A 16,845-nucleotide genomic window follows, 5' to 3' on the forward strand; every position below is an offset into this window, starting at 1 on the left:
TTTATCCATATTCAGCTTGGTACTGTTTACCGGGAGTTTCAACCAAAATGCCTGCTGTTCTTGAACCTGTCAGTGTAGTGATTCCCATGTACAATGGGGCCAAATACATCCAGCGAGTGCTGGACAGAGTGCTCAGCCAGAGGTACACCGGCCGGATTGAAGTGATCGTGGTGGATGACGGCAGCACAGACCGCTCTGCCGACCTTGTCCGCCCCTATGTGGACAGCGAACGCGTCAAATTGCTGGAACAGACCAATCAGGGCGCGGCCAGTGCAACCAACAACGGCATCAGGGCGGCCGGCAACTCCATCATCTGTCTTGTTGATTCAGATGTCTTACTGTATCCTGATTGGTTGGCCAGGGTCATGGAAGAATTTCAGGACCCGGTTGTCGGGGCCGTTCAGGGGTACTACAAAACCCCGGCATCGATTTCCATCTGGGGCCGGGCCATGGGATATGACATTGAAAAACGATATGACGACATTCGGGACAAATATGTGACCCAGGTCTGCACCGGCAATACGGCTTATCGACAAAAGGCGTTACAGGAAGTGGGCCTTTTCGACGAAGACTTCACCTACGGCTATGACAACGATATGAGCTACAGGCTTGTCCGGGCAGGATACCGTCTGGTGTTCCGCAAAGATGCCCTGTGTGACCATTACTGGAAAGAGACTCTTGCCAGCTATCTGAAGCAGCAGTACCACTCTGCCTATGGCCGGATGCAACTGATTTCCCGTTATCCCGACAAAAAAGGGGGGGACTCGGTATCAGGGCTCAGGATGATCCTGCAGGTCCCGGCAACATTGGCAGCCCTGATCCTGATTATCTCGGGAGCGATTCTCTTCTGGTCGGGGAAAACGGCTATCCTTCTTTACGGGGGGGTACTGCTTGGTCTGCTGGTTATCATCGACCGATTCCTGTTCAGCATCGGCGTATTCCGCAAACAACATGACCCGACGGCCTTCTTGATTCCCCTCGTCCATCTCATCCGCAATATTGTCTGGTGCTGGGCCTTGGCAGCCTGGAGCCTGCAAACTCGAAGGAAAAGAGCATGAAGATCTGCCTGCTTATCCCGCCGGCTTCTACACTCGAAAAAATTCCGGAAAGGGTTTATGGCTGTACCTATTCCATTTATAAACAGCCGGAGCTGCCTCTTCTCTACGTCGGCGCGATCCTTGAGCGGGAAGGCCACATCATAGAGCTGCAAGACTTTTCAAGTGATCATGATGGAAAGAGTTTTCAGGATTTCGTACACAGGCAGACATGCGACCTTTACATTCTACACACGGTGCTGCTGGCCCAGACCATCGACATCCTGGCTGGCCGCTTTATTCTGGCCAACTCGGAGGCCCGAATCATCTACTTCGGGCCTCACCCGACCCTGAAGCCGGAAGAGTTCCTCTGGGACGACAGATGCTTTGTGGTCCGGGGAGAAGCGGAACTCACTATCCGGGACCTGGTTGCCGCATTGCCAGACAAACGATTTTCAGCTATCAAGGGCATTTCGTATCTGGCTGACGGTCGTCTGATTGAAAATGAAACCAGCGGGATCATCAGCGACATCGACAGTTTGCCCATGCCGGCCAGACACCTTCTGAAAGACCGGCAAGACTATTTCAACCCGAAATTGTCTGAGCGGCCGGTATCCCTGGTCCTGACTTCCCGCGGTTGCCGCTTCCGCTGTTACTACTGCGTGCCCAACTCGATCAGCTGGGCCAGGGAGTTGGAGTGGCGTCGCTTTCACGACAACAAAAAACCACCGGTCACGCTCCGTTCCCCGGCAAACATCGCGGAAGAGTTCCGGATTATCAAGCAGTCCGGTTATCGCGCCGCGGCAATTGTTGACGACATGTTTCTTTTCGGCGGCAAAAAAAGAATCCTAGATCTGTGTGGACGTCTCGAAGGAGTAGGGTTGCCATTCGGAGGACTGGCCCGGTGCGATCTGATTCTTGACGAAGAGGTGGTCGCCGCCTTGGCCCGCGCCGGTTGCCGCTATATGGACCTGGGAATAGAGTCGCTGGATCAGGGCATCTTAAAGGACATCCGCAAAGACCTTGATGTTGCAAAGGTCAGACAGGCGATCCAGTTGCTGCATCAGCATGGGATCGAACCCAAAGCGAATATCATGTTCGGAGCCTCTCCCCTGGAAACTCAAGAAACTATCAACTCCACGATCAACGAGATATCAAGTTATCCAATAAACTACTGCATGTTCCTGATCGCCACCCCCTTCCCCGGCACGGAATTTTCGCAAAAGGCTCTAGCAAAAGGCTGGGCTTTGGAACCGGAAATCCATGACCTGGAGAAGAACCTGTCACCCACGGAAAAATCACTGATAGCTTACCAGCATCTTCCCAAAGAAGAATTGGAAAAAGCTGTGAAAAAAGCCAATCGGAGATTTTACCTTCATCCTTCACGTATTCTATATCAGCTAAAAAAGATTGATTCTTTTGCGGCACTTAAGAATTTAATCGTGACCGGCTGGCATGTGATCAAGTGACATTCCTTTTCTTCCTGTAAATCATCTCAGACAGAAGGGAGAACAGCCGCCTGATGAAAATGCGAACCCTCCCATACGGAAATTCCCCGAGACTTGCGTAGGGGGCTCCAATCTCAACAGTTTTTTCAGCCCCCCCTCTGTGCCGGGAATCATTTCCTCCCGGAGGGGTCAAGCTTTTGCGCCAGATAATTCCTATAGGTGACAATCTCACCCCCGCTCGTCCCGGTGACAGCAAACCCCCTGTCCAGCGCCGACATCGCTTCCCCGAACCTCCCCATGTTCTCCAGAGCCTTCGCCATCAGGATATAGCCGTTCATGATCCCCGGGGCCAGCGCAACGGTCCTTTGCCCGCACTCCAGGGCCTTGTCGTGTTGACCGAGAGACCCGTGGGCCATCCCCTTAAAAGCCCAGGTGTTGGCAAAGTTGGGATTGACCCTGAGCGATTCGTCGGCCTTCGCCAGCGCCATCTCCGGCTGCTCCTTCATAAGATAGGCGTAGGCCATGGCGGAAAGGACCTTGAACTCATTCCCGCCCAGTAGCCTTTGATCATTCAGGGCGTTATGGTATACCGACAGGGCGGCGTCGAACTGATTTCTTTTCATATAAACAAAACCGATATTGAGCCAGATAAGCCCGCTGGTCGGATCAAACTGAAGCCCTTTGCGCAACACCTCCATGCTCTTGTCGTATCGCCCCAGGGTATTATAGACCCGGCCCAGATTGGTATACCCCCTGGCCATTTTCGGAGACTTCTCCACCACATCCAGCCACAGACTTTCCTCGCTGGCCCACACCTTGTTGCGCTGCCAGGTGCCGATTGCCAGCAGCAAACAGAGCACGGCAGCTCCTGATCTGACCACCGCCGGCCTCTTGCCGCCCAGACTGTACACCTGGGCGGCCGTCACCAGAAACAGCAGCATCGCCGGAAGGTACAAACGGTGTTCATAAATGATCTCGATGGGAAAAACACTGGATTCGATGACCAGGTTGATCAGATACCAGAAGAGCGCAAAGGACCACAGGCGCCCCATCCGCCCCATTCGATAAAGAAGAACAACGAGTACAATCAGCAGCACAATTCCTGCAACCGCAGGCAGGGTCAACGGCGGGTTCAACAGGGAACGGGACAGGGGATAATCGTAACTGAGATTCAGTCTCGACGGCAATGGCAGAAGGAGCAGGCCAAGGTAATAAAAAATTACCCTTGATTCGGTCAGCAGCCGTTCCGCCATGGAAAATCCATACTTGACGTAACCCGCCTGAATCACCACCATCGGCTTTGAACCAAGGAATTTCAACGCGACCGCCCCCCCGACTATGGCAACCAGCAACAGGGCAAGGAGATGGGTCCGGCCGCTCTCCCCGGGCCGGCGCAGAAAATAATAGTCGTAACCGAGAAGCACGAGCGGGATGATCGCCGAGTTTTCCTTGCTGGACAGGGCCAATACCCACAGGAGCAGGGCCGCCCCCCACCATATTCCTCGCCGGGCAGCCCGCGACTCCAGACGCCCCTTAAGGTAACAGATGCAAACCCCGATGCTGAACAGGGCCGCAAAACTGGTCATCCGCTGGACCACATAAGTTACAACATTGGTCTGCAGCGGGTGCAGTGCCCAGAGGAGAACAGCGACCAGAGAAATCTCGGACAGTCGGCGCTCGGAAAACTCCAAACCGCTGTGCCGCAGAACAAGACGAAAAAACCAGTAGAGCAAAAGCGAGGTCAGCAGATGGAGGAGGATGTTGACGAGATGATATCCAAACACCTCATAGCCGCCGAAACGGTAATTCACCGCGAGACTCATCATCGGCAGCCAGCGCTGCGAACTCGGACCTTTACTGAACAGGGGGGAGAGAGACGCCCAGGAAAGGTCCCGGATCCTGATGAAGGAATTGTCGGTGATATGGGCGACATCATCAAAATCAAAAATGCCGTGCAGGGAATTTAAATAGGCAAGGGTGGTCAGGATAATAATGAGCAGAACCGAAATGATATGAAATTCCCGTGAAACGGGCTCTTCGGCAACCGATGGCATCAGCACTCCCCCTGGTTTTCTGTGTCCTGTAGAAAAGTGACAGTAACAAATTTCACGTCAATCCGGAACGCAATTTTTTTTTCTCACCCCTTCAATTTTGCTGATTTCGCAAAAAGTTGCCGCCGAGTGAAGAAGCCGGCGTTTCAGCGTTCAAGTGGGAGAGCGTTTCAGCGTGTGCAGGAAGGATTTTCTGAATTTTCGCGAATTTGTCAATCTTCCGCGCCACTATTTCTTTTTGGGAGTCTCCAGCGAGGAGCCGGTATCGATCAGGTCGATGCCGACACTGTTCAACAACTCATCCACCGCATACCGTCCGGCCATGGCATAGAAAGGATCTGCCGAAGATTTGACCGGGTGGTCGCTGTTCTCATCCTTTCGGTCCCAGATCAGAAGTTCCGTCTCTCGGCCATCGCCCTTCATGGTGATTTCGGCCAGAGGCGTTCCTTCAGGTTTTGCCGCCGATGGCGGGATGATCTCGGTCACCGAAAGCTGGGCGACATCTTCGAGAAAGCCATTTAGTTTTTCCCGGTTCAGCGGCATGCTGCTGCCCTGCAGAAACCAATCCGCCTTGTTTTCTCTCCGGATGAGAACAAACGAGTCCTTGTCGTTCTTCAACCGGATTTCGGTCAGGCGGTCCGGGTCGAGATCGAGGTAGGAGGTGCGCCACCAGGTACCGGGATCCACCTGAACCTCCCAGGCAGCCAGATCCTTCACCAGATACACCTTGTCATCCCCTGCCACCCGGACGTGAATTGATTTATGATTTGGCGCCGTACCCAGATAAAGGACAGCAGGCTCCTTGCCATCGCCTGCAAGCTCCAGGCGGCGGCCGAATTTCTGGTCGGCCACTTTCAACCGGCCATGACTGGCCCTGGTTCTGGTGACCAGCCGCGACGAGTTCAGGGTGGCGAGCTTGGTCACCAGAGAATCGACCTTGTCGCCGTCGGCCGGATACCAGACATCTTTTTCTATAGCAACCTGCCACCCTTTTTCCCTGCGGCGCATTACGAGGGTCCCGCCATCTTCATCGGCAATCTGCACCGTGTTGATCGCGTCTGCCCGCAAACCGGTCAGCAGGGCAGTTTCCGGCAGGGCGCCATCATCACTGCGCCAGAACATGATCACAACCAGGACCAGCTGCACAGCAAGCAATCCGGCCAGTATTGTATTGCGGTTATTCATTCGTCCACTCCAAAGCAGTAGGGCTATAACCAGGCAGATGCGGCGCTGCCGGCTCTTTACTCAAGCTCCATCGGTTCTTCCCGCCTGGCCAGCACCGCGCCGTAACCACTGACCCCGGCGAGAATCAGCAGACCAAGCAGATAGTTCAGCCACTCCCAGAAGGCGTGCCCTTTTCGCGACATCGGCACCAGCAGTCTGGCGTGTGCGCCTCTGGACCTGATGGCAAGCAGATCATCATCAGCCACCGACCAGTCCACCAGGTTCTGCAGAAATTCGAGGCTGTTCAAAAATCTTTCCTGACCCATGGATTGGGAGATGCCCAGCACCGTATCGTTGATAAACTCGGCGCTGCCCACCACCACCAGCCGTGCTGATTCGGCCGATTTTTTGATGATCGGCTCCCGGGGCAGCTTTCCTTTGCTTTCATCGTCCCCGTTCCCGTTTCCGTTCCCATTCTCTTCCGCTTCGCCTTCTTCTTCAGCCGGAGCAGTCAGCCTGGGGTCTTCCCGGTCGGCAAAATAACTCGTGAACACTCCCTGCATCGAAACTGCCAGCGTCCGTACGCCCAAATCATCTCCCAGCGCAAAACCGAGCTTCGGATATCGTGCAAAATCAGGTTGAATATCGCCGGACTCCTGAAGCCATGCTTCAGGACTGGAACGAAGGAGTTTTCTCACCTCCCGCCCGCCGCTTTTTTCCTCGTTGATCAACAGCGGCGAGACCCAGTTCATGGTGACGGCCTGGAGCCGGGAGGTCACCGGGCTCTCCTGGTCCATCCCGTCGCTGCGGACATCAACAAAGAACGGGTAGTCAAGCTGTTTGATCTCCTGAACGGTATAGCCGCCAAGATTTCTGGTCACCGGCACCGGGAAGGGTTCGTTCTGCCTGTCCATGACCAGCGCATCATCCACAGTAATCCCATAGTGCGCGAGCATGGCGGAAAGGTCTTTTTCCGTCTTTCTCAGGTTCAGCCCCCTGGAACCGGGCCCGATATCGAGCAGGTATCTGCCGGCCAGCACGATCACACTGCTGCCCCGCATCAGATACTGGTCGATGGCCAGACGTTCGACTTCACTCAGTTCCTGGGGAGCGATGACCAGGAGCACATCCACGTCCCCGCGCACCCGACCGGTCGTCAGATCCACCTTGACCAGATTGTAGTTTTCCCGGATCACCTCCTGGAAGAGGCGGTAATTTTCCTGGGGTGGGCTCTGCTGGTAGATGGCCATCGGATCGTCCTGGGGAACAGCAGGCTGCCAGACGCCCACGGTCTTCAGAAACCCGGCCGACGTGCGTTTCAGGGATGACTCGATCTCCTTGCGGATCTCCGCCTTGCCCATGTCGCCGGCCAGGTAGATCCTTTCCTGGTGCCCTCCTCCGCTCAGCATCAGGTGAAAGAAAAAGGTGTCCGTTGCAAACAGCGAGGCGGAGAGCGGTTCGATACCGAAACGCTCCATGACCGCCCGCCGGTTGTCGCCCCCGCTGTCCGGATCAACTTCGATCAAGGCGAGTTTGCCCCCGGACTCCCCGGCAATCTCCGTGGCCGCTTCCCGGACCATGGCATGAAATTCGACAAGGGATTCGGGCAGGAGTTTCGGGGTGACCACCAGGGTGAGGCGCAGGTCGGCATCACCGTTTTCAAAAAGATTGGCCAACCCCTGAAAACCGTAGACCACTTTCTTGATTGATTTGGTCAGGTCATATTCCAGATTCCGCAACCCGACATCAAGCTGACCGCCCGGGCGGGACTGGATCTCGATCAGATCGTTGAACTCGAGGGTCACATACTGATCACCGTACTTGATCAGGATGTTGAAGTATGAGTTCACCACCGAGGCTTCATAACGACCGGCAACCTGGAACGGCACCGGCTTGATCCCGTACTGCTGATTGGCCTCCATCTCCAGTTCGGAGTCAAAGCGGGGATCGACAAACGACACCTCCACCCGCCCCCCGGAGGCCACCCGGTACTCGGCCATCATGTCCATGATTCTCGGGACCAGCGGCGCCAGCAGGGGATGGGTTTTCTCGCTGAAATACCCCCGCATGATCAGGGGCTCCTGAAGACCTGCGATCAGGTCGCGGGTGGTCTCGGAGATGGAATACTCCCGGTCTTCGGTGAGATCCAGGCGCAGGGTATGGACCTTGTGAAGCCAGATATTCAGGGCGAGAAGATTGGCGGCCAGAAGGACGACCCCGATCACCATCCCCCGGCGATAGGGGGCGGTGCTTTTCCCCCTGCTCCAGCCTTTCCGGTCCAGGGCAGTGACGCAGAGGGCCAGAAAAAAGGCGGTCAGCGAGCAGTAGTAAATCAGATCGCGCAGATCGATCACCCCGCGCTCGATACTGACAAAGCGGCTCCCGGTCCCGAGGGCCCGGAAAAAATCCCCCGTCTCATTGCCCATTAAAGACGTGATGCCGCTCGAGCCCGCCAGATAAAAAAGCCCGCACAGGAGGGTCGAGAGCAACAGGGCGATGATCTGGCTGTCGGTCCGCGCCGACACATAGAGACCGATGGCGATATAGGCGGAGGACATCAGCATCGCGGCAAGATAGCCGCCGAACACCGGCCCCCAGTCCATTTCACCCAGAAAAGACACGGTAACCGGCAGGCAGAAGGTAAGCGAAAGAGAGATCCCGACGAGGATCAGCACAGCAAGAAATTTGCCGAACACCAGCTGCGAGATCCGCACCGGCAGGGTGAAGAGCACCTCCATGGTCCCCATCTTCTGTTCTTCGCTCCACTGCCGCATGGTAAGCGCCGCCACCAGAAAGATCATCAAAAGCGGCATCCAGCGGAACAGGGGCCGGATATCGGCAATGTTCCTGGCAAAAAAGGTCTCGACCCAGAAAAAGAGAAAGAAGGACGAAAGAAGAAAGGCGCCGATGAAGATGGCCGCCATCGGCGAACCGAAATAGGTCTTTAATTCCTTGCGGATAATCGCGACGATCTGGTTCACCGGCCACCTCCTTCACCCGTGGTCAGGCGGTTGAAAACCGCCTCCAGCGTCTGTTCGGCCCTTTTCAGCTCACAGAGACGCCAGTTGTTCTTTCGGGCAAGATCATAGATGTCCGGGCAAAGCTCCCGGCCGTCGGTTGCAGACACCCGGAACACCGCCCGCTGCCGTTCATCCCGGCTTAACAGATCGACCCGATCGACCCCGGCAAGGTCGGAAGCCAGCCGGAGAACCGCGTCTTCGTCACCGGGAGCCAGCTCAAGGGTGAAAAGGGCATCGGTGCTGGAAGAGAGTTCGGTGAGCCGCGCATCGGCCCGGACCTCGCCCGCCATGATAATCACTGCGCGATCGCAGGTCGCCTCCACCTCGGAAAGGATATGGGTGGAAACGAGCACCGTACTGCGGGTGGCCAGCTTTCTGATCAGGTGCCGGACCTCGACAATCTGGGTGGGATCAAGACCGTTGGTCGGTTCATCAAGGATCAGCACCGAAGGCTGATGGAGAATGGCCTGGGCCAGCCCGACCCGCTGCCGGTACCCCTTGCTCAGGGTGGAAATACGCCTGGTCAACCGGTCTTCGAGACCGACGGCCCGGATCGCCTCACCAAGACACCGACCCTGTTCCGGCTCTGGGATATTCCTCAGTTCGGCAACCATCTTCAGTTGCGACTGGACGGTCAGTTCAGGGTAAAGCGGCGCATTTTCGGGAAGATAGCCGATCATGCCCTGCACCGTCCCGGGATGCTCCACGACATCAAAGCCGCCGACCTCCGCCGAACCGGAGGTCGGGTGCAGATACCCGGTCAGAATCTTCATCAGGGTCGTCTTGCCCGCCCCGTTCGGACCCAGGAGACCGATGACCTCTCCAGGTTTGACCGAGAAAGAAACCCCCCGCAATGCTTCGGTTTCACCGTAGCTCTTCGTCAGTTCACGAACTTCGATCATCTTGAAAACCTTCAGTCAATAGTTCTTCCCCGCCTTCATCATTGGACATTCCGTGTTGGATACTGGATATTCATCTCCCAAAACATTCAGAAGCTACAGAAAATCCGTTCAGAAAAGCGCCAAATTTAAAACTTTACACTCTTCACTCTTCACTCTTCACTTTTCATTGCCTTTTCCCACGGCCCGTTCCAGGATCCGGTAGCTGCGCTCGACCATATCCCGCGGCTCCACCATCAATCCTGCCTGGATCATCGCATTGTCGTGGATCTGCTCCACGATGCTCCGGGCAAACTCCTCATCGGAGTCCCGCAGGGAGTCGAGACCACGGATCAACTGATGGCGGGGGTTGATCTCCAGATTCTTGTTGCCGAAGACCGCAAGTCCGCTGTCGTGCTTTGCGGCCCTCATGATCCTCTCCATGCTGCTGGTCATGAACCCGTCGGGGTTGACGATGATCGCCGGGCTGCCTTCGAGCCTTTTCGAGACCTGGACTTCCTTGATTCTCGTCCCGAGTACTTCCTGCATCCATTTCACCAGGGTGTCCAGCCGGTCTCCGGCGACACTTTCACCTGGAGCCTCATCTTTCCCTCCGCTCTCATCGGCAACTTCCGGCAGCTCAAGGTCTGCCCGGTCGGCGGACACCAGCTTCTTGCCGGCAAATTCCCCGAGGTGACTGAAGGCAAAGTCATCGATCGGCTCAAGGGTGTATATAATCTCAAGCTTTCTTTTCCGGAAAGCCTCGACATACGGGCCGGACTCCAAAGCCTCACGGCTCGGGCCGTTGATGTAGTAAATCTTGTCCTGCCCCTCCCGCATCCGCCCGACATAGTCTTCCAGGGAGATCATCTTGCCCGGCTCCGTTGCCGAAGACTCAAAGCGGAGCAGTTTCGCGATCGCTTCCCGGTGGGTGAAATCAGAGGTGACCCCTTCTTTCAGATAAATACCAAAATCCCTCCAGAATTCCAGATATTTATCGGGATCAGCCTTGGCCTCCTCCTCAAGGTGTTTCAGGTAGCGCTTGGTGAGCAGCCGGTTGATCTTGACCACCAGGGCGTTATCCTGCAACGCCTGGCGTGAGATATTAAGCGGCATGTCCTCGCTGTCGACCACCCCCTTCAGGTACCGGAGCCAATCGGGGAGAATGTTCTTGCTGTGTTGTTCGATCAGCACCTTCCGGCAGTAAAGGCTCACTCCCGGATCGACCCGACCGAAGCCGAGGGATTCGAAATTCTCCTTGGGGCTGAAGAGGAGGGCCTTGATCGCCAGAGGGGCATCGGCGGTAAAGTGCAGTCGGTAACTCGGCTCATCAACGGCATTGCCGATAAACTTATAAAACTCATTATACTCTTCGTCCTTGATCTCGGACTTGCTCCGGGCCCAGAGTGCCTGGACCGTATTGACCTCCTCGCCGCCGACCTTGATCGGAAAGCTGACAAAGCTCGAGTAGCGGGTAATGATCCTTTTGATCTCCGATTCATCGGCATACTGGTACGCATCTTTCTTCAGCCTGATGATGATCTTTGTGCCGCGATGAATGCCGGTGCACGGGGAAATGGTGTAACTGCCGGTCCCGTCCGATGACCACTCATGCCCCTCTTCGTCCTTGAGATACGAACGCGACTGCACGGAAACGCTTTCCGCCACCATGAACGCGGCGTAAAAACCCACCCCGAACTGGCCGATCAGGTTCACTTCCTTTCTGGCGCTTTCGTCGAGGTGGGTCAAAAATGTTTTCGACCCGGAATGGGCAATGGTCCCCAGGTTGTCGACCAGCTCGTCACGGGTCATGCCGATCCCGGTATCGGTGATGGTCAGCACATGCTCTTTGTCGTTGCAGTCGATTTTGATTTCAAGGGACAGGTGGTCGTCAAAGACATTCTCGTCAAGGAGCCTCTGATGGCGGAACTTTTCCAGGGCATCGGCGCTGTTGGAGATCAGCTCGCGCAGGAAAATATCCCGCTCGGTATAAAGAGAGTGGATCACGATATCCAGCATCTTCTTGACTTCGGCCTGAAATTCCCTGGTTTCGGTCTTGGGTGACATCTTTTTTACCTCTTTATCAGTTGATATTGTTTGCTCGATAATAGTGTGCGGGGTTCTTTTCTACTGATACTGCAACGGCAGCCCGGCCGCTTTCCAGGCCGAGATCCCGCCTTGCAGATTATAGACCTCGGGATACCCTTTCCGGTTTAAAAACTGGCCCACCGCATAGCTTCTGCCGCCCACCGCACAGATCAGGAGCAGGGGCTGGTTTTCCGGCAGGCTGGTCTGCCCTTTGGCGATCTCCCAGAAAGGAACCAGCCTGGAGTTTGCGATAAATCCCTCCCGCAGTTCCTGCGGGTTTCTGACATCAACGAGCAGGAGATCTTTTTTGGTGGCGATCAGGTTCTGTGCCTCACCGGGGGATATCGTCCTGAAAATCCCGGCCTGCCGGCTCTGCTGGGCCGGCGCTGCGGCAGGCCTGGCCGCAGGAACCACTGCGCTCTTCTTCTCGGCTGCCGGCTTTTCACCAGAACAGGATACCGCTGCCAGACAACAGAAAGAGAGACAGAGGAGCTGAATAATTCTTTTCATAAAGTACCTCATACGTTTTAATGGATAACCGGACACCGGTTCGGGAAATTCCTGCCTGCCATGTCCCATCGGTTGGCCGGGCAAAAAATCAAGTCGGCAAAATCCTGGAAACCTGCACGACAGGTCACCCTGATGCCACCGGCAAAACAGGGCTGTACTCTAATCACCGCCCCGGATCATTTCAAGAACGACTCTAAAAAAAATGGATCTGCTGACCGTATACATCATTGCTCTGGCCCTGGCGGTTGACGCCTTTGCCGTCGCTCTGGCCACCGGGGTCTGCCTGCCGGTGGTCGGCTTTCGCCACACCTTCCGTCTGGGCTGGCATTTCGGCCTGTTTCAGGGGGGCATGGCCATTATCGGCTGGTCGCTGGGCCTCACCTTCCGCTCCCTGATTGAACATTTCGATCACTGGCTGGCCTTTGCCTTTCTCGCGGCGGTCGGCCTGAAAATGATCTTCGAATCCTTCTCGAAAGACGATACCTGTGAGCGCACCGCCGACCCGACCCGGGGAGCTTCCCTGATCATTTTGTCGGTGGCGACCAGTATTGACGCACTGGCGGTGGGATTAAGCTTTTCGCTCCTCGGAACAAGCATCTGGCTGCCGGCCCTGATCATCGGGGTGGTCGCGACCCTGCTTACCATCTTTGGCCTTCATCTCGGAAAAATAATCCGGGGAGCGGCAAAACTCGGTCATTTCGCCGAAGGTTTCGGCGGGTTTGTCCTGATCGGTATCGGCATCAAAATCCTTCACGATCACGGCGTTTTCTAGCACCGAACCGGCTCGCCACCCTGCCCCTTCCGCCTGGCCGGAAAGGTTTTGGTTCACCGAACATCCCCCTCAGGCTATTTTCATTGACATCCCGACCGCGCCGTTGTTAAGTTTACGCTTTTTCAGACACAGGCAGAACTACTTAGGGGCCGTAAAGTAAAAACTGTTACATAAAATGGCCGCCTGGATCCGGCCCATTATGCCGTTTACAGCCTCCACATGTGACAGTTATTTTGAACGACGGCTTACGCTACAACCTGAGACCTGATGACCGCATCCCGTCCAGGAACATTCCGGAGATCAGATACATGAGTATTCGTGAAGACGCTATTAACGGCACAGTGACCCCGCTTTTTGAGGCCTGCGCCACCAACGAAGGATTCGCGCTGAAAGACCTGATGGCAGGTGTTGCCGCAGGCACCATCGCCATTCCCAAGAACAACCACCACGATTTTGAACGGATCATGGCCATCGGCAAAGGGGTTTCCACCAAGGTAAACGCCAATATCGGCGCCTCCAAGGACTATCCGGAGATCGGCCAGGAACTGCAGAAACTCTGCGTCTGCCTGAAGGCCGGGGCCGACACGGTCATGGACTTGAGCATGGGCGACAATCTGAACGAGGTCCGCCGCGAGATCCTGAAAAGCTGTCCCATTCCCCTCGGCACAGTGCCGATTTATCAGTCAATCGCCGAGGTGGTTGAGAAACAGAAAAAACAGATCGGCGAAGTCACCGTCGACCAGATCTTCAACACCATTGAGCAGCAGGCCATCGACGGTGTCGACTTCATGACCCTCCATTGCGGCATCACCCGTTCCACCCTGGAAAGGGTCAGGAACCATGAACGGATCATCGGCGTGGTCAGCCGCGGCGGCTCGTTCACCATCGAGTGGATGAGTTACAACAACAAGGAAAACCCGCTCTACGAACGATTTGACGACCTGCTTGCGATCCTGAAAGAACACGAGGTCACCCTCAGTCTGGGCGACGGCATCCGACCGGGCTGCCTGGCCGATGCCACCGACCGCGGCCAGGTCCAGGAGCTGATTCATCTCGGCGAATTGACCCAGAGGGCGTGGGAGGCCGGAGTTCAGGTCATTATCGAAGGCCCCGGCCACATGCCGATGAACCAGATCGAAGCCAATATCCTCTTGCAGAAGCGTTTATGCCATAACGCCCCGTTCTATGTACTGGGGCCGCTGGTCACCGATATCGCTCCCGGATACGATCATATCACCGGAGCAATCGGCGGGGCGATTGCCGCTGCCGCCGGCGCCGACTACCTTTGTTATGTCACCCCCGCCGAACACCTCAAGCTTCCCAGTGCCGACGATGTCCGCGACGGGGTCATCGCCTCCCGGATCGCCGCCCACGCCGCCGATATCGCCAAGGGGCTGCCCGGCGCCCTCGACAAGGATATCGCGATGGCCAAATGCCGGAACAATCTCGACTGGAAAGGGCAAATCGACCTCTCCATGGACCCGGAAAAAGCCAGACGCTACCGTGATGAGGGCGGCTCCTATAAAGGGGATGCCTGCTCGATGTGCGGCTCCTACTGTGCGATCAAGGTGTACAAGCGGGCCACCTCGCCGAAACGCCTGAACAATTAAAATCGGAGGCAGAGATGTTTGATTTTCTGGTCCCAGTCTTTTCCGCGATCAAGGCTTTTTTTATGTTTTTCAAGCCGGTTCTGGACTTTATCATTGCCACCAAGATTCCGGAACAGATCGACACCATTGACTACAAAGGGCTCTTCACCAACGGCTGGTTCCTGGTCCCCTACCTGGCCATGATCGGCTGGAACGTTTATAAGCAGCAGGTCACCTCCCTGGTCCTCATTATTCTCTTTACCGGAAGCTGGGCCTTTTTCGGTACCCCGATGATGCAGGAGATGATTGGCCAGGAAGAGATGCAGCTTGATGCGGTCCTGCCGCTGGTGGCCGGCGCCTGTGTGGTGCTGGGAATCGCCATCTATGTCTTTCTCTTCAAGGGGGATTGAGCCTCTTTCAGAGCCCCCATGCCGCCCGAACAACAACCTTAACCCTGCTTTTCTGCTCCCGGACCCATGTCGGAACGCATCAACGAGATCTATCGCCGCCTCCTGGACCACTTCGGCCCCCAGGGCTGGTGGCCCGGCGAGACCCCCTTCGAAGTCATGGTGGGAGCGGTTCTGACCCAGAACACCAACTGGGGCAATGTCGAGAAAGCGATCACCAATCTGAAGAACGCGGGGTTTCTCTCTCTTGAAGCCCTCGCCGACCTCGACCGGAATGTTCTTGCCGAACTGATCAGACCGTCCGGCTATTACAACCTCAAAGCAAAACGGCTCAAAAACCTGCTCGCCGCCATTACCGAAAATGAGGGAGATCTTGATGATTATTTCGCCTGTGATCTTGAAACATTGCGGGAAAAACTGCTTCAGGTCAAAGGAATCGGCCCGGAGACGGCCGATTCAATCATCCTCTACGCCGCCGAAAAACCAAGCTTTGTGGTTGATGCCTACACCGTCAGAATTCTACGCCGGCATGATCTGGTCTGGGAGGAGGCGGATTATCACGAGATCAGGGAACTGTTCATGGACTCCCTGCCGGAAGACACAGCGCTCTACAACGAATATCATGCCCTGATCGTAAAAACCGCCAAAGAATTCTGCCTGAAAAACAACCCCCGCTGTGAAGAGTGCCCCCTGAAAGGCATTTAAAAGCGCAGCTCGCACCAGTCTCGATTCTGAGCTTCCGCAACATCCCGGTTATGCAGAAAACCCTGGTGGGTATCGACCCCTTTCCGCAAAGCAGGATCAGAGTCGACCGCCTCTATTAAACCCCGGTTCGCTATCTGCAGCACGTACGGCAAGGTAACCCTGGTCAATCCGGAGGTGGAGGTCCGGGGGACTGCGCCCGGCATATTGGCCACACAGTAATGAATCACCCCCTCCTCCTCGTAAACCGGCTCCCGGTGGGTGGTCGCCCGTGAGGTTGCAAAACAGCCGCCCTGATCAATGGCCACATCGACGATCACCGAACCCTTGCGCATGGTCTGCACCATCCGCCGCGAGACCAGACACGGGGCCCTGCCACCGGGGATAAGAACCGCGCCGATCACCAGCTCGGACTGCGGCAGAAGTTTTGCAAGTTCCTCCGGCCCGGAAACAGCTGTCTCCAGGGTAAGGGATGATTTCTGAAACTCCCTGCTGATCCGGGCGAGTTTGTCCGGATTGCGGCCCGCCATCGTCACTTTTGCTCCCATCCCGAGGGCCACCCGGGCCGCACTGGTGCCGACAGTTCCGCTGCCGATGATCAGGACACGAGCGCCATCAACCCCGGAAACCCCGCCCAAAAGAATCCCCAGGCCACCCTGCTCTTTTTCCAGATAATGCGCCCCGGCCTGGATCGACAGTTTGCCGGCCACTTCACTCATCGGCGCGAGCAGAGGAAGCGAGCCGTCAGCCAGCTGCACCGTCTCATAGCCGATGGCCGTCACCTTGCTCGCCAGGAGTTGTTCGGTCAGCTCCGGGAGCGGCGCCAGATGGAGATAGGTAAAGAGGATCAGATTTTCACGCAACAATGGGTATTCGGCGGGGAGCGGCTCCTTGACCTTGACCACCATGGCAGCCCGGTCCCAGACCTCTGCCGCCGAAGAGACGATCTCGGCACCGGCAGCCAGAAAGTCCTCGTCGCTGATCCCGCTGCCGGATCCCGCCCCCCGTTCAACAAGGACCGGATGCCCAGCGGCCGTCAGTTTCCCGACCCCTTCCGGAATCATCGCCACCCGGTTTTCCTGGGGTTTGATCTCTCTGGGAACACCGATGATCATAATTCGTCCCTCCTCAACCACTGAGCAACCCGCCGCCGGAAAACCGGAAGTGAAAAGTGCAGAGTGA

13 protein-coding genes are annotated in these 16,845 nt (G+C 56.1%); 6 read left to right on the forward strand and 7 right to left on the reverse strand.

Annotated elements, in window-relative coordinates:
- The first annotated feature begins 47 nt into the window (after positions 1 to 47).
- Together KKG35_08950 and KKG35_08955 are read left to right on the forward strand one after the other, a co-directional pair.
- A complete protein-coding gene (locus KKG35_08950) occupies positions 48 to 1,058 on the forward strand; it encodes a glycosyltransferase (protein MBU1738252.1) in 1,011 nt (336 codons plus the stop codon).
- Entirely contained in the window at positions 1,055 to 2,503 is a 1,449-nt protein-coding gene (locus tag KKG35_08955; protein MBU1738253.1) for a B12-binding domain-containing radical SAM protein, read from the forward strand. The genes KKG35_08950 and KKG35_08955 overlap by 4 nt, the downstream gene beginning before the upstream one ends.
- Positions 2,504 to 2,652: 149 nt before the next feature.
- On the opposite strand, the gene KKG35_08960 is transcribed toward KKG35_08955, so the two are convergent.
- From KKG35_08960 to KKG35_08985, 6 genes are all read right to left on the reverse strand, one after another.
- Positions 2,653 to 4,536 carry a tetratricopeptide repeat protein gene (locus tag KKG35_08960; protein MBU1738254.1) on the reverse strand — a complete coding sequence of 628 codons (1,884 nt, stop codon included), beginning with the start codon at positions 4,534 to 4,536 and terminating at the stop codon, positions 2,653 to 2,655.
- A 225-nt stretch (positions 4,537 to 4,761) separates the two neighbouring features.
- A complete protein-coding gene (locus KKG35_08965) occupies positions 4,762 to 5,718 on the reverse strand; it encodes a DUF4340 domain-containing protein (GenBank protein MBU1738255.1) in 957 nt (318 codons plus the stop codon).
- A gap of 56 nt (positions 5,719 to 5,774) precedes the next feature.
- A complete protein-coding gene (locus KKG35_08970; GenBank protein ID MBU1738256.1) occupies positions 5,775 to 8,678 on the reverse strand; it encodes a Gldg family protein in 2,904 nt (967 codons plus the stop codon).
- A complete protein-coding gene (locus KKG35_08975; GenBank protein MBU1738257.1) occupies positions 8,675 to 9,619 on the reverse strand; it encodes an ABC transporter ATP-binding protein in 945 nt (314 codons plus the stop codon). The genes KKG35_08970 and KKG35_08975 overlap by 4 nt, the downstream gene beginning before the upstream one ends.
- Positions 9,620 to 9,775: 156 nt before the next feature.
- Entirely contained in the window at positions 9,776 to 11,662 is a 1,887-nt protein-coding gene (gene htpG, locus KKG35_08980; protein ID MBU1738258.1) for a molecular chaperone HtpG, read from the reverse strand.
- 60 nt (positions 11,663 to 11,722) lie between these two features.
- Entirely contained in the window at positions 11,723 to 12,193 is a 471-nt protein-coding gene (locus KKG35_08985; protein MBU1738259.1) for a rhodanese-like domain-containing protein, read from the reverse strand.
- Between the two features lie 202 nt (positions 12,194 to 12,395).
- Between KKG35_08985 and KKG35_08990 the strand changes: the two genes are divergently transcribed.
- The 4 genes from KKG35_08990 to KKG35_09005 all read left to right on the forward strand — a co-directional run bounded on the left by KKG35_08990 (position 12,396) and on the right by KKG35_09005 (position 15,666).
- A complete protein-coding gene (locus KKG35_08990; GenBank protein MBU1738260.1) occupies positions 12,396 to 12,965 on the forward strand; it encodes a manganese efflux pump MntP family protein in 570 nt (189 codons plus the stop codon).
- A gap of 308 nt (positions 12,966 to 13,273) precedes the next feature.
- Positions 13,274 to 14,575, forward strand: a complete 1,302-nt coding sequence (gene thiC / locus KKG35_08995) for a phosphomethylpyrimidine synthase ThiC (GenBank protein MBU1738261.1) — start codon at positions 13,274 to 13,276, stop codon at positions 14,573 to 14,575.
- A 14-nt stretch (positions 14,576 to 14,589) separates the two neighbouring features.
- A complete protein-coding gene (locus tag KKG35_09000) occupies positions 14,590 to 14,964 on the forward strand; it encodes a hypothetical protein (GenBank protein ID MBU1738262.1) in 375 nt (124 codons plus the stop codon).
- A 66-nt stretch (positions 14,965 to 15,030) separates the two neighbouring features.
- Complete coding sequence (locus KKG35_09005; GenBank protein ID MBU1738263.1) at positions 15,031 to 15,666, forward strand: endonuclease III domain-containing protein; 636 nt, start codon at positions 15,031 to 15,033, stop codon at positions 15,664 to 15,666.
- On the opposite strand, the gene ald is transcribed toward KKG35_09005, so the two are convergent.
- Positions 15,663 to 16,778: an alanine dehydrogenase gene (gene ald, locus KKG35_09010; GenBank protein ID MBU1738264.1), complete on the reverse strand. Its 1,116-nt coding sequence runs from the start codon at positions 16,776 to 16,778 to the stop codon at positions 15,663 to 15,665. The two genes, KKG35_09005 and ald, sit on opposite strands and share 4 nt — an antisense overlap.
- Between the last annotated feature and the right edge of the window lie 67 nt (positions 16,779 to 16,845).

It is taken from the genome of Pseudomonadota bacterium (assembly GCA_018823285.1).
Classification (GTDB): domain Bacteria; phylum Desulfobacterota; class Desulfobulbia; order Desulfobulbales; family JAGXFP01; genus JAHJIQ01.

Bases quoted from the DNA above. Each gene is read 5' to 3' on its own strand.
- thiC (MBU1738261.1), top strand. From the start codon at position 13,274: ATGAGTATTCGTGAAGACGCTATTAACGGCACAGTGACCCCGCTTTTT.
- KKG35_08985 (MBU1738259.1), bottom strand. From the start codon at position 12,193: ATGAAAAGAATTATTCAGCTCCTCTGTCTCTCTTTCTGTTGTCTGGCA.
- ald (MBU1738264.1), bottom strand. From the start codon at position 16,778: ATGATCATCGGTGTTCCCAGAGAGATCAAACCCCAGGAAAACCGGGTG.
- KKG35_08960 (MBU1738254.1), bottom strand. From the start codon at position 4,536: ATGCCATCGGTTGCCGAAGAGCCCGTTTCACGGGAATTTCATATCATT.
- KKG35_09000 (MBU1738262.1), top strand. From the start codon at position 14,590: ATGTTTGATTTTCTGGTCCCAGTCTTTTCCGCGATCAAGGCTTTTTTT.
- htpG (MBU1738258.1), bottom strand. From the start codon at position 11,662: ATGTCACCCAAGACCGAAACCAGGGAATTTCAGGCCGAAGTCAAGAAG.
- KKG35_09005 (MBU1738263.1), top strand. From the start codon at position 15,031: ATGTCGGAACGCATCAACGAGATCTATCGCCGCCTCCTGGACCACTTC.
- KKG35_08955 (MBU1738253.1), top strand. From the start codon at position 1,055: ATGAAGATCTGCCTGCTTATCCCGCCGGCTTCTACACTCGAAAAAATT.
- KKG35_08975 (MBU1738257.1), bottom strand. From the start codon at position 9,619: ATGATCGAAGTTCGTGAACTGACGAAGAGCTACGGTGAAACCGAAGCA.
- KKG35_08990 (MBU1738260.1), top strand. From the start codon at position 12,396: ATGGATCTGCTGACCGTATACATCATTGCTCTGGCCCTGGCGGTTGAC.
- KKG35_08950 (MBU1738252.1), top strand. From the start codon at position 48: ATGCCTGCTGTTCTTGAACCTGTCAGTGTAGTGATTCCCATGTACAAT.
- KKG35_08965 (MBU1738255.1), bottom strand. From the start codon at position 5,718: ATGAATAACCGCAATACAATACTGGCCGGATTGCTTGCTGTGCAGCTG.